The sequence below is a fragment of the Acinetobacter sp. YH12208 genome, from assembly GCF_013418055.1.
Classification (GTDB): Bacteria; Pseudomonadota; Gammaproteobacteria; order Pseudomonadales; family Moraxellaceae; genus Acinetobacter; species Acinetobacter pseudolwoffii.
Map to the genome: position 1 here is coordinate 1 of NZ_VPCT01000020.1, position 15,861 is coordinate 15,861.

14 protein-coding genes and 1 pseudogene are annotated in these 15,861 nt (G+C 46.4%); 1 reads left to right on the top strand and 14 read right to left on the bottom strand.

Annotation, left to right across the window (positions count from 1 at the left end; genetic code table 11):
- Positions 1-482, top strand: a 482-nt coding sequence (locus FTU95_RS13475; protein WP_180025073.1) for an IS3 family transposase, incomplete at its 5' end; no start/stop codon positions are given.
- A 35-nt stretch (positions 483-517) separates the two neighbouring features.
- On the opposite strand, the pseudogene FTU95_RS13480 reads toward FTU95_RS13475, so the two are convergent.
- From FTU95_RS13480 to nuoC, 14 genes and pseudogenes are all read right to left on the bottom strand, one after another.
- Positions 518-739: pseudogene (locus FTU95_RS13480) on the bottom strand (hypothetical protein); the annotation flags it as partial.
- A gap of 203 nt (positions 740-942) precedes the next feature.
- On the bottom strand, positions 943-1,236 hold the full coding sequence (locus FTU95_RS13485) for a cold shock domain-containing protein (RefSeq protein ID WP_005097911.1): 294 nt from the start codon (positions 1,234-1,236) through the stop codon (positions 943-945).
- Positions 1,237-1,320: 84 nt separating this feature from the next.
- Positions 1,321-1,956: a uracil phosphoribosyltransferase gene (gene upp / locus FTU95_RS13490; protein WP_005097912.1), complete on the bottom strand. Its 636-nt coding sequence runs from the start codon at positions 1,954-1,956 to the stop codon at positions 1,321-1,323.
- A 123-nt stretch (positions 1,957-2,079) separates the two neighbouring features.
- Complete coding sequence (nuoN, locus tag FTU95_RS13495; protein ID WP_180078788.1) at positions 2,080-3,624, bottom strand: NADH-quinone oxidoreductase subunit NuoN; 1,545 nt, start codon at positions 3,622-3,624, stop codon at positions 2,080-2,082.
- 3 nt (positions 3,625-3,627) lie between these two features.
- Positions 3,628-5,241, bottom strand: a complete 1,614-nt coding sequence (gene nuoM / locus FTU95_RS13500; protein ID WP_180078790.1) for an NADH-quinone oxidoreductase subunit M — start codon at positions 5,239-5,241, stop codon at positions 3,628-3,630.
- 1 nt (position 5,242) lies between these two features.
- Positions 5,243-7,138, bottom strand: coding sequence for an NADH-quinone oxidoreductase subunit L (gene nuoL / locus FTU95_RS13505; protein WP_005097915.1), 1,896 nt, complete (start codon positions 7,136-7,138; stop codon positions 5,243-5,245).
- Positions 7,135-7,443 carry an NADH-quinone oxidoreductase subunit NuoK gene (nuoK, locus tag FTU95_RS13510; RefSeq protein WP_004280769.1) on the bottom strand — a complete coding sequence of 103 codons (309 nt, stop codon included), beginning with the start codon at positions 7,441-7,443 and terminating at the stop codon, positions 7,135-7,137. Before nuoK ends, nuoL begins: the two co-directional genes overlap by 4 nt.
- A complete protein-coding gene (gene nuoJ, locus FTU95_RS13515; RefSeq protein WP_171063341.1) occupies positions 7,443-7,961 on the bottom strand; it encodes an NADH-quinone oxidoreductase subunit J in 519 nt (172 codons plus the stop codon). Before nuoJ ends, nuoK begins: the two co-directional genes overlap by 1 nt.
- Entirely contained in the window at positions 7,961-8,503 is a 543-nt protein-coding gene (gene nuoI, locus FTU95_RS13520; protein ID WP_005097919.1) for an NADH-quinone oxidoreductase subunit NuoI, read from the bottom strand. Before nuoI ends, nuoJ begins: the two co-directional genes overlap by 1 nt.
- A gap of 16 nt (positions 8,504-8,519) precedes the next feature.
- Positions 8,520-9,527: an NADH-quinone oxidoreductase subunit NuoH gene (gene nuoH, locus FTU95_RS13525; RefSeq protein ID WP_005097920.1), complete on the bottom strand. Its 1,008-nt coding sequence runs from the start codon at positions 9,525-9,527 to the stop codon at positions 8,520-8,522.
- 3 nt (positions 9,528-9,530) lie between these two features.
- Complete coding sequence (nuoG, locus tag FTU95_RS13530; protein WP_180078792.1) at positions 9,531-12,209, bottom strand: NADH-quinone oxidoreductase subunit NuoG; 2,679 nt, start codon at positions 12,207-12,209, stop codon at positions 9,531-9,533.
- Positions 12,210-12,220: 11 nt separating this feature from the next.
- Positions 12,221-13,552 (bottom strand): NADH-quinone oxidoreductase subunit NuoF, encoded by a 1,332-nt coding sequence (gene nuoF, locus FTU95_RS13535; RefSeq protein WP_180078794.1) that lies wholly within the window; start codon positions 13,550-13,552, stop codon positions 12,221-12,223.
- Positions 13,549-14,058 carry an NADH-quinone oxidoreductase subunit NuoE gene (nuoE, locus tag FTU95_RS13540; protein WP_100358017.1) on the bottom strand — a complete coding sequence of 170 codons (510 nt, stop codon included), beginning with the start codon at positions 14,056-14,058 and terminating at the stop codon, positions 13,549-13,551. Before nuoE ends, nuoF begins: the two co-directional genes overlap by 4 nt.
- A 14-nt stretch (positions 14,059-14,072) precedes the next feature.
- Complete coding sequence (nuoC, locus tag FTU95_RS13545) at positions 14,073-15,860, bottom strand: NADH-quinone oxidoreductase subunit C/D (RefSeq protein ID WP_005097924.1); 1,788 nt, start codon at positions 15,858-15,860, stop codon at positions 14,073-14,075.
- Position 15,861 lies beyond the last annotated feature (1 nt).

Below are 15,861 nucleotides of genomic sequence, written 5' to 3' on the forward strand. Positions count from 1 at the left end.
TTCAAACAAATTCAGGCTGGGTTTATACTGCATTTATTATTGATGTGTTCTCACGAGCAATTGTTGGATGGAAAGTATCGACACGGATGAATACAGATATGGTGCTCGATGCATTGGAGCAAGCATTGCATGATCGAGGCATGCCAAAGAATGTGATTCATCATTCCGACAGAGGTGTGCAATATCTTTCCATTCGCTATACCAATCGTTTAGAAGCAGCAAATTTACGAGCATCAGTCGGTACGACTGGTGATTCATACGATAATGCTTTGGCTGAAACGGTGAATGGCTTATACAAAACAGAGGTGATTGAATATCTAAAAGCAGATTGGCAAGGTTTAGCAGATGTACAACTTGCGACACTAAATTGGGTAGATTGGTTCAATAAAGAGCGTGTACATAGTGCACTAGGTTATGTATCACCTTTTGATTTTGAAGCAATGTACTATGATAAGATTAACCCGTTAGGTCAGGTGGCCTAACTTAAATAAAAAACTCTCCGACAAACCCGGTACGGTTCATCCTGTACTTTGACATCTAGGCGTACCATATTGTCCAATATTATGGTTTCCTGATGAGGAATCATTCTAAATTTAAGCAGTTCTCCAATTTGAGGATCAATTTCAGGTGAAGGTAAATCCTGTAGCCTAAAACTTAGTTCTTGAGCGTCATCTGCTAACTCAATGCTGCCTGTACCACGTTCGGAACCATAAGTTTTAATTTTTCCATTCCTAAACATGACATTTATCCCTATAAATCAACAGATAGTATTTTAAGTGAGAAGAAATAGAGATGATTGTAGCGCTTTGGTAGACGTTTTATTGTTTGCGTAACGAAGTATAAGCTTTAAGTTACAAAACCTGAGGTAAGACTATAGTTCATGAATTTTTAGATAAAAAAAGAGGCGAAAACGCCTCTTCATTTAGTCAAATTCACGGTTAATTAACGCTTGAGATTTGATAGTAATGCGGAAGTAATTGACTGGTTATGTGCAGCGACCTTAGATTTTTTAGCTTTCTTTGAAGTATCCTCAACACGTTCAATCTTAATGGCTTTATACTTATCGCCATTTTCTACCACATTAAATTTCACGCGTTCATTGCGTTTTGGCTCGCCTTCTGCCGCAGGAAAGTCTGAAATATGGAAGAACACATCTCCCTCAGCTGAACCAATAAAACCAAAACCTTTTGCAGGGTCGTACTGTTTGATTTTGCCCTGATATAATTCATCTTTCATGCTGTTGTCCTATGCTGAAAATGCCCGATCTACATTATATAAAAAAGAGGCTGTAGTAGCCCCTTTTTTCGTCCTGTTCAAAAATTAGTCTTTCTGAACTGAACCAAAGATTTTATCGCCAGCATCACCAAGACCCGGAACGATATAACCATTTTCATTTAAACCGCTGTCGATTGATGCAGTGAACATGATCACATCAGGATGTGCAGCCTCTACACGCTTAATACCTTCCGGTGCGGCAACCAGAACCATAACACGAATGTCTTTACAGCCACTGGCTTTGAGTACATCAATTGCAGCTACAAGAGAAGAACCTGTCGCCAACATCGGATCAATGATCATCGCGATACGGTTTTGTACGTCTGGAACCAGTTTTTTATAATAAGTACGGGCTTCCAGGGTTTCTTCATCACGCTCTAAACCGAGTACAGATACTTTTGCACTTGGAATCAGATTTAAGAAACCATCCAGCATGCCAATACCGGCACGTAGAATCGGCACAACCGTGATTTTTTTACCGGCAATACGGTCAACTGTGACAGCACCATTCCAGCCATCAATATCATGTTCAACCATTGGCAGGTCTTTAGTCGCTTCATAAGTCAGAAGCATGGTCACTTCTTGAGCTAACTCGCGGAAGTTTTTGGTACTGATATCTGCACGACGGAGTAAACCGAGCTTATGTCGGATGAGCGGATGACGGATTTCATGGATTGCCACAGGAGAACACCTAAAAGGTTAAAGATAAATTTCCGCTATTATAAAGGCTTTTATTGATTTGTATAAATAAAAAAGCCCCCAATCATGGAGGCTTTTTTGTAATAACGTCAATCTTCGCAGATATTAGTTAAAACCACTTTGAACCAAAGTGAAAATGAATTGCTGTAATTCAGGTGATATTGTGAAGAACGCATATTTAGAAATCGCAATCACTGGATCTGGATAAACACCAATCACAAGTACCGCAAGTGCAGCAAGTAATACCATGATACCGCCAACTTTTTGACCCCAATGATTCACCGCATCTAGACGTGGTGTTTCAGGCGGTGTCATATACAACACAACCATCACACGCAGGTAGTAGTACAAACCAATACCTGAACCCAGGATCACCATTGCAGTCAGGAACCAGGCTTCGCCTGCCACTGCAGTTTTAATCACCAGGAACTTACCGATAAAGCCAGCAGTTAAAGGAATACCTGCCAGAGACAGCATCATCACAGTCAATACAGCAGTCAGGACTGGACGGCGCCAGAACAGACCACGGTATTCAGCCAGACTACCTGCCTCATCGGTATTGTTATACGGACTCGACATCAGCGTTACCACACCGAATGCACCGATCGTGGTTAATACATAAGTAATCACGTAGACGTTTACACTTTCAAAAGTCGCAAAACCTTGAACCTGTAAGAAATCAGTATTACGTGCACTGACAATCGCCACCAGCAAATAACCAAAGTGTGCAATTGAAGAGTATGCCAGGATACGTTTCAGGTTGACCTGACGAACCGCCAGCAAGTTACCTGCAAGAATCGACAGAACTGCAATAATCGAAATGATCGTTACGAAGCTGTCTGCCAGGATTAGGCCTGAAGACAAGGCATAACGAACAAACAGACCAATCATCGCCACTTTCGCTACTGTCGCAAGGAAAGTCGCGATTGGTGCTGGTGCACCTGCGTAAACATCTGGTGTCCATTTGTGGAATGGTGCCAGCGATAATTTAAATGCCACAGCAAATACGATTAACGCCAGACCAATCACCACAGCCGGTTGACTGAATACAGTAAACAGTTTGCCCGGTTCTGTAACGAAACTTAAAGTACCGGTATAGGCATAAATATAGGCCATACCCATCAGCAGCATGGCAGATGCCGTTGCTGAAAGAACCAGGTACTTTACACCCGCTTCAAGCGATTGAGAGCGCTGATGTGTGTATGCCAACAGGCCGTATACAGGAATCGACATCAACTCAAGGCTAATAAAGAATGATGCATAGTGCGAGCTTGCCACCATTAACATTGCACCCGCAACGGATATCAACATCAAGATGTACAGCTCTTCACGGTTATCTTTATAAGTTTCGATATAGGCATGTGACAAGGTGCTACAGGCAAGTGCAGCAATCAGGATCACAAACTGGTACAGCATCGTAAATGGATCTACGATGAACAGATTCATCACATTGGCAGGTGCAAATACGCCTGCCAACAGTACGAAAATGATATAGAACGCTGCTAAGTTCAGACCAATAACAGTCGTCGTCGCAACAAGATTATGGTTACGCTTGATTGCAGTCAGCAACATCACCACGATCGCAGTTAACGACACGATCATCACAGGTGCGAGCGGCATAAGCTCAGAAAAAGACATTGTGAAGTTCATGGCTTATCGGATCTCCACATTTTCAAGTTGAGTCGTTACTTGATCAGCAACTTCAACTACTTCTTGAACTGGAATGTAGCTATTCGCTAACCACGCCATGCTTGAGTTAGACACATCAAGGAAGCTTTGTGGGTATAGACCAAGCCAAAGTAGACCAAACGCACAGATCAACAATAATGCGATTTCACGTGCATTCAGATCTTTTAACGGATTTGTATAGTGCTGCTGTTGCGCTTCATTTGGCACACCAAACAGGGCTTTGTGAATCAGGATCAGACCGTACAGACCTGCAAAGACCAGACTGATTGCAGCAAGAATGGTAAACGCCGGGAATTGTGCATAAGCACCCATCAGGATCAGGAACTCACCAATGAAGTTACCCAGACCCGGAATACCTACAAGCGCCGCAACAAAGAACATCAGGAAGAATGCAAGATACGGGAACTGACCACGCATACCACCCATCAAACGCATGTCACGTGTATGCACACGCTCATATACCTGACCACACATAATGAACAGTGCAGCAGAGGAAATACCATGTGCCAACATCATGATCATCAGACCCTGGAAGGTCAGGATGTTACCTGCGTAAATCGCAAGTAAAACAAAGCCCATGTGGGAAATAGATGTGTACGCTAGTAAGCGTTTCATGTCGGTTTGCTGGAAAGCACACCAGGCACCGTAGAAGATACCGATTAAACCCAGAATGATCGCGATATCTGCAAACTGAGCCGAAGCTGCCGGGAAGAACGGAATCACGAAACGCAATAAACCGTACGCCGCAGTTTTAATCAAGATACCTGCAAGGTCAACAGAACCCGCTGTTGGTGCTTGCGCATGCGCATCTGGTAACCAGCCGTGTAATGGGAAAACTGGAAGTTTTACCGCAAAACCGATGAATAAACAGATCATGAATGCATAAGCAAGCGCTGGAACCTGAGCGTCAAGCGTATTCGCCACACCTAATAAATAGTTGTAGTCGAAACGGATTTCGCCAGTCATGGTATAGCCTACAGTCACCAGACCCAGGATACCAATCAGCATCACCAAACCGGCAACCTGCGTGTAAATGAAGAACTTGTTTGCTGCATAAACACGTGACTTGCCTTCTGCCCCTTTATGACCCCAAAGGGCAATCAGGAAGTAGATCGGCACCAGCATCATCTCCCAGAAGAAGAAGAACAGGAACAGGTCAATCGCCAGGAATACACCGATCACACCACCCAAAGACCATAAAAGGTTCAAGTGGAAGAAACCAACGTTCTTTTGAATCTCACCCCATGAACAGCCGACTGCCAGCACACCCAGGAGTGCAGTCAAACCAACCATAAGAAGTGATAAACCATCCACGGCTAAGTGAATGTTAATGCCAAGGGTCTGAATCCAAGGCAGTTTGAATTCGGCAGCCCACGAAGGTGTCGCAGCGCCTAATTCATAGTTATAGGTACCAGTCTGCCAAAGGACGATGGTCAAAACCAAAGTCACCAGCATACCGATTAGCGCGATATAACGCGGCAAGTGTTGGTCGAGTTTATCGACCAACCAGCATATGAAACCTGCAATGAACGGAATGAGGATCAGAGCCGGCAAAATAATATTGTTTGGAGCTTCCATTTTATTTCCCCACGACCTGAATCACGATCAAGATCATCAGTAGGACAACGACACCGAGCCCCATACTAGATGCATATTCACGCAGTGAACCGGTTTGACGTGAACTTGTAAAGCTGTGACCACTTTTGACCAGTGCAGGAAGTACCAGCCATAAGCCATCAATTGGATCACGACCGAACAGTTTAGCGAACAGCAAATATGGCTTGACGAAAATCAGGTCATAAAGCTTGTCGAAACCTAATGCATTACGGCAGATATTAACCAGACCCGCACCTACAGAAGTGGCAGCAAAACGTTTGACTGCATTGTAAGCAAAAGCGAACAGCACCACACCGACCACAAGACCCGTCAATGCAACAGCAATGGCGATGTATTCAGCACCATGTGCACCTGCTTCAAGCGCTTCAGGAATAATGAAGGCTGGAATTTGGGCTGCATCTAGAATGCTCATCACGGGTGCTTTCAGTACGATTGCCAGACCTGTCGAAAGGACAGCAAGAATCGCCAGTGGCGCCCAGTAAGTTGCACCTTTGATTTCATGATAAGGCGTGTTTTCTTTGCCGAAGAATACCACCCAGATTAGACGGAATGTATAAATCGAGGTTAAGAAAGCACCTGCAACACCGACCCAGTACAGCGTGTTATACACTGGTAAACCAGCAATATGACTTTGCGTCCAGACTGCAGCAAGAATTGCGTCTTTTGAGAAGAAACCAATGGTCAGGAATGGAATCGCTGCCAAGGCACCGCCACCAATCGCGAAACATGCAAACAGGAATTTGTTCTTGTAGAACAAACCGCCCATCTTGAAGATGTTTTGTTCGTGATGGTAAGCCAAAATTACCGCACCAGACGACAAGAACAAGAGTGCCTTGAAGAATGCGTGAGTCAGCATGTGGAATAGACCCGCCTGGTATGCTTCAGCACCTACTGCCATAAACATATAACCGAGCTGACTCATGGTTGAGTAAGCCAGAATACGTTTGATGTCGGTCTGAACCAATGCAGCAAAACCAGCCACAAGCAAGGTCACCGCACCTGTGATCGAAATAAACACCATCACTTCTGGCGCAAGTTCAAAGACTGCAAACAGACGGCAGCACAGGTAAACACCCGCCGTTACCATGGTTGCAGCATGGATCAATGCAGAAACAGGTGTTGGACCTGCCATTGCATCGGCCAACCATGTTTGTAATGGGATCTGTGCAGATTTACCTGCCGCACCCAAGAACAATAACAATGCTGTCCAGATGGTCAGCGAAGAACTTTGCGTCATTACAGTCGCTGCATTTTCAACGATGTACTGAATGTTCAAAGTACCGAATTGCTGGAAGATCAGGAACATGGCAATCAGCAGGAATACGTCACCGATACGGGTAACAGTAAACGCCTTGATTGCCGCCAGACCATTTGCAGGGTTCTGGTAGTAATAACCAATCAGCAGGTATGAACACAGACCTACACCTTCCCAACCTAAGAACAATAACGCCAAGTTATCGCCAAGAACGAGAAGCAACATGCTTGCAACGAACAGGTTGAAGTAAGAGAAGAAACGTGCAAAGTCTTCTTCACCACGCATGTACCATGAAGCAAAGATGTGAATTAAGAAACCCACACCTGTCACCATGCCCAGCATTAGTAAAGACAAACCGTCGAGTTGCAAGCTGATGCCCGGTGCAAAACCACCGACATTGAACCAGGTCCACAGGTGCTGAACATAGAGTTCTTTACCATTGTTAACAAAGTCCAGACCTGCAATCAGTGCAAACAGTGCCGATAAACCAACTGCACCGACACCAATTATCGCTGCAACATTTTCAGGAAGCTTGTTGCGCCCCGCCGCTAACAGGACAAAACCAATGAGCGGAAATAAAATTGTTAGATATAAATAACTCATCCGCGCATCTCACTAGCAGCATCCACATCCAGGTGATGGAAGCGATGATAGAACTGAAGGACGATCGCAAGACCAATACAAGCCTCTGCCGCAGCAAGCGTCAGGATCAGGATGAACATGATCTGACCATCTGGCTGTGCCCATGCACTGCCCGCCAGGACGAACGCCAAAGCAGCAGCGTTCATCATGATTTCAAGGCTCATTAAAATAAATAGTAGGTTGCGTCGCACCATTACACCGTAAAAACCCAGTGCAAAGAGAATAGATGCAACGATCAAACCATGCTCTAAAGGGATGTTGCCCATTATTCTTTTTCCTCTTCTGCATCTGGCTCACGTTTACCCAAATGGAATGCAGCTACTAATGCAGCAAGCAATAACATCGCGGCAACTTCAACCAACAACAAGTACTGCGTAAAGAGTGCTTGACCCACGGCTTTCGGGCCCACCATTTCCACACCCATTACCAGTGAAGGCTGTGCGTAATCAGAGTTTAATACCCATACCAGTACCAGACCGATCAGGAAGCTCATCAGCGCCGGATAAGCCCACGCCGATGAAGTTAACCATTTACGTTCTTGTTCAACGGTTTGTTCACCCAGATTCAGCATCATCACCACGAACACGAACAACACCATGATCGCGCCAGCATAGACAATAATTTCGAGGGCAGCCGCGAACGGCGCACCAACGATCATGAACATGCCTGCAACAGCAAGCAAGGATACAATCAGGCTTAATAAAGCATGTACCGGATTCGCGTTAGTCACCACGCGAACCGTAGAGACAATGGCCACAAGGGCCATTAAATAAAATGGCCACATCATGGTAATAGACTCCGTACATCAACAGGTGCACTTTCACGCTGTGCTTGACCTTTGTCCTTGCCTGCAACTGCCATACCGGTGACACGGTAGAAGTTATAGTCAGGATATTTACCAGGACCTGAAATCAGCAAGTGTTCTTTTTCATAGACCAGGTCTTGACGAACATATTCACCGAGTTCGAAATCCGGGGTCATTTGAATGGCTGTGGTTGGACAGGCTTCTTCACACATACCGCAGAAAATACAACGTGAGAAGTTGATACGGAAAAACTCCGGATACCAGCGACCATCTTCACGTTCTGCTTTTTGTAATGAGATACAGCCTACCGGACAGGCAACCGCACACAGGTTACATGCGACACAACGCTCTTCGCCATCAGGGTCACGCGTTAATACAATACGACCACGGAAACGTGGTGGCACGATTTCTTCGGCCGGCACTTCTGGATATAAAATCGTGTCACGTTTACGCGTTACATGGCTAAACACCATCCAAAGCGAACGAACAATCGATCCAAATCCAGCTAGAAATTTAAACATTTTGTTCTCCCTGCCCTTACCACAAGATCACGGCACCAGTCACCAACAGGTTGACTAGAGCTAATGGCAAGCAAATTTTCCAACCAAAATTCATTACCTGGTCATAACGTGGACGCATTAATGAACCACGTGCCAACACGAACATCATTACAAAGAATGCTGTTTTGATAATGAACCAGAATGCTGCTGGAAGGAACGGAATTTCAAGGTTGAATGGCGCGAGCCAGCCACCGAAGAATAACGTCACGATTAAAGCAGAGATTAGTACTACGTTGACGTATTCCGCAACGAAGAACATCCCCCACTTCATGCCGCCGTATTCGACATGGTAACCTTCAGCCAGTTCTTGTTCTGCTTCTGGTTGGTCAAATGGATGACGATGCGTCACCGCAACACCCGCAACCACGAAGATCAGGAAGCCAAGGAACTGAGGCACCACGAACCAGACATCACGTTGTGCTTCAACGATTTCACGCATGTTGAATGAGCCGGCAATTGCCACCACACCCATCAGCGAGATCCCCAGGAACACTTCATAAGAAATGGTCTGAGCCGCAGAACGTAAACCACCGAGTAAGGCGTATTTGTTGTTGGATGACCAGCCACCGAACAGTACTGCATAGACTGCAATACCTGCCATTGCCATAAAGAACAACAGGCCGATGCTCATGTCTGCCACACCTAGATAAGGTGAAACAGGAATAACCATGAACGACAGCACAGCAGTTGCCATCGCAACTGCTGGCGCCATACGGAAAGTCAGTTTGTCAGCAAATTTTGGTGTCCAGTCTTCCTTGAACATGATTTTCAGCATGTCGGCAACAATCTGGAACATACCGCCCGGACCGACACGGTTCGGACCGTAACGGTCTTGCCACAAGCCGAGTAAACGACGTTCAATAAAAGACATCAACGCAGCGATCAGTACTACAACCAGCAAGATCACAATCGCTTGAATGACTGAATAGGCAATTGGCCAGTTTTCAGCCCACAGCGGCGTTTGACGGATTAATTCTTGTTCCATGAATTACACTCCTACCGCGACTGAAACAGGCTCTGCAAGAGATACCGTCGGTGCCAGACCGATTGGGTAGCCAATATAACCTGTCGGTAAATATTCAATGACTTGTACAGGCAGAACAATAGAGGTCTCGCCTGCTTTTACTGTCATTGTTTGACCATTTTGAACATTCAAGCGGGCTGCATCCTGTTCACCGACCGCAAATACCGCTTCAGGAATACGTGTTTCCATTGCTGGTGTTTTTACGGTGAATTCACCTGAACCAAAAATATGGTGCATTGGAACTAGGCGGAAGCTTTCAGCATTAACCAAAACAGGTGCCGGTGCAACAAAGGTACGTGCCGGAAGTTTTGCCAAACGGTCGAATAAACGAACGCCTGAATCACCACCTTTCAAATGACCGCCGACATTGTCCTGGAATTTGTTCCAGGCTTGCGGCGAGTTCCAGCCGGCAGACCATGCAAATGGTACCAGTGCTGAAGGTGTTTGAGTTCCGACATAACCTTCCATCGAGAAGGTTAATGCAGAGTCTTTGTCCACTGGCTGTTTTGGCTCATGGACAGACAATGGCGCGCGCATCGAAGTACGACCTGAGTAACGACGTGGTTCACGTGCTACTTTAAGACCATGGACACGGAAGCCCGCATCAGGCGCAACATCCAGAATGCCTTCAAGTGCAGGTACGTTTTTCGCAACTGACTCGATCACATCATCCAGCAACGTCCAAGAAATCGCTTTGCCTTTCACGCCTGTTTCCAAAGCGTGTAACCAGCGCCAAGATTCTTTGATTGCCAATTCAGGATTGTAGTAGCTCGGGTCATACACTTGGTAGAAACGTTGTGCACGGCCTTCTTGCGATACCACCGTACCATCACCTTCAGCAAAGCTTGCAGCAGAAAGCACGATGTCGGCTTTTTTCACTGTTTCAGTTTCAGAGTGATCTAAAACAATCACGTCTTTGCCTGAAAGTGCAGCATCCACTTGTGCAGCAGGTAGACGACGATACAGATCGTTTTCAACCACGATCACTGCATCATAATCTTGTGCAAAGGCTTGCTCTAAGCTTTGACCACCGAAGATTGCCATACCCATCGAGTTCACTTCAGGAACTGTCAAGGTCAAGCCTGCATTACCCAGATTTTGTGCAACTTGTGCAGCAGCTTCCATGATTGATGCATCTTGTAAGCTGGTACCCGAGATGATCAATGGTTTTTTCGCAGCTTTTAAGGTGTCGGCAATCGTTTGTGCAAATGCTTTCGCATCGTCATCTAAACCGAGAATTGCTTCACCCTTCACGCCCGCAGCAACAGCAAAACCTAAACGCGCGATGTCGTTTGGAGAAGCAACCACTTCGCCTTCCGCTACGTCAGACAAACGGGTTTGTGTCGCAGCCAGGATGTAAATCGGAGATTTCGCATCTTGAGCAATACGTTGTACCGGCTCAGCCAACCATTCCTGGGTACGACGTTCCGCTGCCATCTCTTTGCCTTTATTTTTCGCAGCTTGGCGAACAGATAAAGCCATACGAGGCGCAGTTTGGGTTAAGTCTTCACCTAAGATCAAAACTGCATCATAGCTTTCAATTTCACGCATATTCGGGTTGTAAACACCCTCGGTTTGCATGATTGAAGCTGCAAGTTCAACCAGATTTTGCTCTTTTTGAGATAAACCTGTTGAGAAGTTCTCTTGACCCACCAACTCACGCAGCGCGAAGTTTGATTCAAGTGATGCACGCGGTGAACCAATCCCCAAAACTTTTTTGTCCTGGATATTTGCAATGACCGTATCAAGTGCTGCATCTACTGAAACAGTTTCTACAGTCGCACCTTTACGGAATTGTGGCTGACGCGGACGGTCTTCGCGGTTCACATAACCTGTACCGAAACGGCCTTTATCGCATAGGAAGTATTGGTTAACTTCACCATTGAAACGGTTTTCGACACGGCGAAGTTCACCATAACGCTCACCCGGAGAAATGTTACAACCTGAAGAACAGCCTTGGCATACGCTTGGCGCATATTGCATGTCCCATTTACGGTTATAACGTGCCGAATGAGTTTTATCGGTAAATACACCTGTTGGACAAACTTCAGTCAGGTTACCCGAGAATTCAGATTCTAAAGTGCCTGATTCTGGACGACCGAAATACACACGTGATGCGTTGGCATACACGCCGAAGTCCGTACCACCTGCATAGTCTTTGTAATAACGCACACAACGGTAACAGGCGATACAACGGTTCATTTCGTGAGAAATGAATGAGCCAAGCTCTTGGTTGTAATGGGTACGTTTGGTGAAACGGTAGCGACGACGGTCATGCTGCGTCATTACGGTCATATCTTGTAAATGACAGTGACCACCCTCTTCACAGACTGGACAGTCGTGCGGGTGGTTGGTCATCAAGAATTCAACAATCGAAGCACGGAAATCTTTTGCTTCTTTGTCTTCAATCGAGATGTAGGTATTGTCAGATGCAGGCGTCATACATGACATGACCAAACGACCACGGGTATCTTCCGGATTCGCGTATTGAGTCACGGCACATTGACGGCAAGAACCGACAGAACCTAAGGACGGATGCCAACAAAAGTATGGGATATCAATGCCAAGACTCAAACATGCTTGTAGCAAGTTTTCCGAGCCGTTGACTTCATACGATTTGCCATCGACATGAATTGTAGCCATAGTCGAATTCCTTAAGCTTGTTCTACGGAGCTAACTTGAGCAGCGGCATTCACCACCTTCGCTTCAAATTCGCCACGGAAATGTTTGAGTGCGCCCATGAGCGGTTCCATTGCACCCGGTGCGTGGGCACAGAAAGTTTTACCGATCCAAAGCTTACGCGTTAACTCTTGTAAGTGATCGATATCTTCCTGTTTACCTGTGCCATTTTCCAGCGCTTTTAACGCTTTCACTGCCCAAGGCAAGCCATCACGGCAAGGGGTACAGAAACCACATGATTCGCGTGCAAAGAATTCTTCTAGGTTACGTGTTGCTGAAACCATACATTGGGTTTCATCAACCACCATGAGCAGACATGTTCCCAAACGAGAACCTGCTTTCATGATGCTTTCCGCATCCATCGGAAGATCGATATGCTCGGCCGCCAGGAAGTCCGTTGATGCACCACCCGGTAACCATGCTTTCAGCGTTAAACCATCGCGCATACCACCCGCGTGATCTTCAATCACTTCACGCGCAGTCGTACCAAAAGGCAATTCCCATAGACCCGGGAATTTCACTTTACCTGATGCACCATAGATTTTCGTACCTGGATCTTTCGATTTGCCCGCAGACAAGCCGATATACCATTCAGGGCCACGCAGCATGATGGCGGGTAAGTTGTTGTAGGTCTCTACGTTGTTGACAATCGTAGGACGACCCCAAGCACCTGCAACTTGCGGGAATGGCGGTTTGGTACGCGGGTTGGCACGACGGCCTTCAAGCGAGTTAATCAATGCAGTTTCTTCACCACAGATATAACGACCTGCACCGGTATGCACGTGTAACTCGAAGTTCCAGCCGGTACCCAGGATGTTATCCCCTAAGTAACCTTTGGCACGAACTTGCTCAAGCGCTTCATTTAAGTACTGAGCCGCTTCGATGTACTCGCCACGGATAAAGATATAACCATGGGTTGCTTCAAGCGTATAACCCGCGATCAGCATCCCTTCGATCAGTTGATGTGGAAGATCTTCCATCAACAAACGGTCTTTGAAGGTACCTGGTTCCATCTCATCGGCATTACAAATCAGGTAACGTGGACCTGAATTGTCATTTGGCGCCATTAGTGACCATTTGATGCCTGCCGGGAAGCCTGCACCACCACGACCTTTAACAGTCGCTGCCTTCACCACGTCCAATACATCTTTAGGCGACATCGACAGGGCTTTTTTAAAGCCTGCATAACCTTCGAGCGCTTCGTAATCATCTGCATTACGTAGGTTCGCTTGTTTGCTTAAACGCCATGTGAGTGGATGCGTTTCCGGGTTACCGTCGCCATAAATTGGTTTTGGTTCAGTATTCATACATACTTCTCCAACAGCTGTTTCACCGAAGTCACTTCAACCAGACCGTGCGTGTCTTCATCAATCATTAAGGTTGGGCCTTTGTCACAGTTACCCAGACAGCAAATTGGCAACAAGGTAAAGCGACCATCTGCAGTCGTTTGACCAAACTGAATGCCTAATTCGCGCTGGAATGCTTCTGCCAAAGTTTCCGCACCCATCAAGAAGCACGCAATCGAATCACATAACAAAATTACGTGACGCCCGACTGGCTGACGGTAAATACGGTTATAGAAGGTTGCCACACCTTCCAGATCTGCAACGCTCATGTTCAGCATTTGCGCGATGGCATTCATTTGCGCATCATCTACCCAGCCATTACGGCGTTGTACACACTTTAGCGCGTCCAGACACGCCGCACGTGGGTATGGATAGTGCCCCATGTGATGTTCGATATCGTGAATTTCGTCCGCAGTCAAAATTCCTTCAACGTTCACACGTGGCTTTTTATCAGTCAAAATCATCATAATGCGTTTACCCCTTAGCGATCCACGTCAGCCATTACGACGTCAATGGTCGCTAAATAAATGATTAAGTCAGACATGAGGCTGCCGTTAATCACAGAAGGCATTTGCTGTAAATGCGTGAAGGTTGGTGTACGAATACGGGTACGGTAACTCATGGTTGACTTGTCTGAAGTCAAGTAGTAGTTCGACGCACCTTTCACCACTTCCGCCATCACAGATGCTTCACCCGCCGGCATTACAGGACCCCAAGATACGCTTAAGAAGTGCGTAATCAAGGTTTCAATATCTTGTAATGTCTTGTCTTTTGGTGGTGGAACAGCCAGTGGATGGTCTGCTTTGTACGCACCAGACGGCATGTTGTCTAGACATTGCTTGACGATTTTCAGTGATTCTTCGATTTCACGGAAGTGAACCATGACACGTGCATAAGCATCGCCTTCGTACTCTAAAGGAACCTCAAAATCGTAATTTTCGTAGCCGCTATACGGACGATATTTACGAACGTCAAAGTCAATACCTGTTGCACGAAGACCAGTACCGGTTACACCCCAAGCCAATGCAGATTTAGCGTCATATTGCGCTACACCTTGGGTACGACCCATGAATACAGAGTTGCGTAATGCAGCTGTGTAGTATTCATTCATACGCTTCGGCATCCAGTCGAGGATTTCGCGAATGAGGTGCTGCCAGTTGTTTGGAAGGTCGTGCGCAGTACCGCCAATACGGAACCAAGCTGGGTGCATACGGTAACCCGTGATCGCTTCAATCGCGTCATAAATCTTTTGACGGTCAGCGAACATATAAAATACTGGGGTCATACCGCCGGCATCCTGAATTGCAGTACCAATAAACAACAAGTGGTTATTGATACGGAACAATTCCGACATCATCACACGGATACATTGCGCACGGTCCGGTACAGTAATGCCCGCCATTTGCTCCACGCCCATCACATAAGGCATGTTTTGTGCACAACCACCCAAGTAGTCGACACGGTCTGTATACGGAATGAATGAATGCCAGGTTTGACGTTCAGCCATCTTTTCCACACCACGGTGGTGATAACCGATATCAGGCACACAGTCTTTCACTTCTTCGCCGTCCAGCTGCAAAATCACACGGAATGCACCGTGCGCAGATGGATGGTTAGGCCCCAAGTTCAGGAACATGAAGTCTTCATCGGCATTACCGCGCTTCATACCCCAATCTTCAGGCACGAAACGCAGATGTTCCTGTTCGTAGTCCTGCTTGGCCTTGTCTTGTAAATACGGGGTATATTCAGTCGCACGTGCAGAATATTCTTTACGTAGCGGATGACCTTCCCAATAGGTTGGCAACAAGATACGACGGAGCATTGGATGCCCTTCGAAATTGATCCCAAACATATCGTAAGCTTCACGTTCGTACCAGTTGGCATTTGGCCAGATGTTGGTTGCCGTCGGAAGATTCAGATCACTTTCAGCTAAGGCAACCTTAATACGAATGTCAGTATTACGCTCGAGCGACAACAAGTGGTAGAACACTGTGAAGTCAGACGCAGGTAAACCGTCGCGGTGCGTACGCAGACGCTCATCTACCGCAGACAAGTCGAACAACATCACGTAAGGACGTGATACTGTACGCAAGAACATTAAAACTTCTTGTACACGTGCGCGCTCAACCCAGACTGTCGGGAAATCCTCGAAAGTCGTTTGCACATAGAAGTTCTCACCAAATTTGGTTTTGAGTTCTTCAATGATGGCAAATGCTGGGCGTGAATCAACTGGTGTTGATTCTGGCATAGCAATGTCAGTTTCAGCCATT

What these genes read in the sequence shown, in the direction of transcription:
- FTU95_RS13485 (WP_005097911.1), bottom strand. Translation starts at nt 1,236, where the DNA reads ATGAAAGATGAATTATATCAGGGCAAAATCAAACAGTACGACCCTGCA.
- nuoN (WP_180078788.1), bottom strand. Translation starts at nt 3,624, where the DNA reads ATGAACTTCACAATGTCTTTTTCTGAGCTTATGCCGCTCGCACCTGTG.
- nuoM (WP_180078790.1), bottom strand. Translation starts at nt 5,241, where the DNA reads ATGGAAGCTCCAAACAATATTATTTTGCCGGCTCTGATCCTCATTCCG.
- nuoL (WP_005097915.1), bottom strand. Translation starts at nt 7,138, where the DNA reads ATGAGTTATTTATATCTAACAATTTTATTTCCGCTCATTGGTTTTGTC.
- nuoK (WP_004280769.1), bottom strand. Translation starts at nt 7,443, where the DNA reads ATGGGCAACATCCCTTTAGAGCATGGTTTGATCGTTGCATCTATTCTC.
- nuoJ (WP_171063341.1), bottom strand. Translation starts at nt 7,961, where the DNA reads ATGTGGCCATTTTATTTAATGGCCCTTGTGGCCATTGTCTCTACGGTT.
- nuoI (WP_005097919.1), bottom strand. Translation starts at nt 8,503, where the DNA reads ATGTTTAAATTTCTAGCTGGATTTGGATCGATTGTTCGTTCGCTTTGG.
- nuoH (WP_005097920.1), bottom strand. Translation starts at nt 9,527, where the DNA reads ATGGAACAAGAATTAATCCGTCAAACGCCGCTGTGGGCTGAAAACTGG.
- nuoG (WP_180078792.1), bottom strand. Translation starts at nt 12,209, where the DNA reads ATGGCTACAATTCATGTCGATGGCAAATCGTATGAAGTCAACGGCTCG.
- nuoF (WP_180078794.1), bottom strand. Translation starts at nt 13,552, where the DNA reads ATGAATACTGAACCAAAACCAATTTATGGCGACGGTAACCCGGAAACG.
- nuoE (WP_100358017.1), bottom strand. Translation starts at nt 14,058, where the DNA reads ATGATGATTTTGACTGATAAAAAGCCACGTGTGAACGTTGAAGGAATT.
- nuoC (WP_005097924.1), bottom strand. Translation starts at nt 15,860, where the DNA reads ATGGCTGAAACTGACATTGCTATGCCAGAATCAACACCAGTTGATTCA.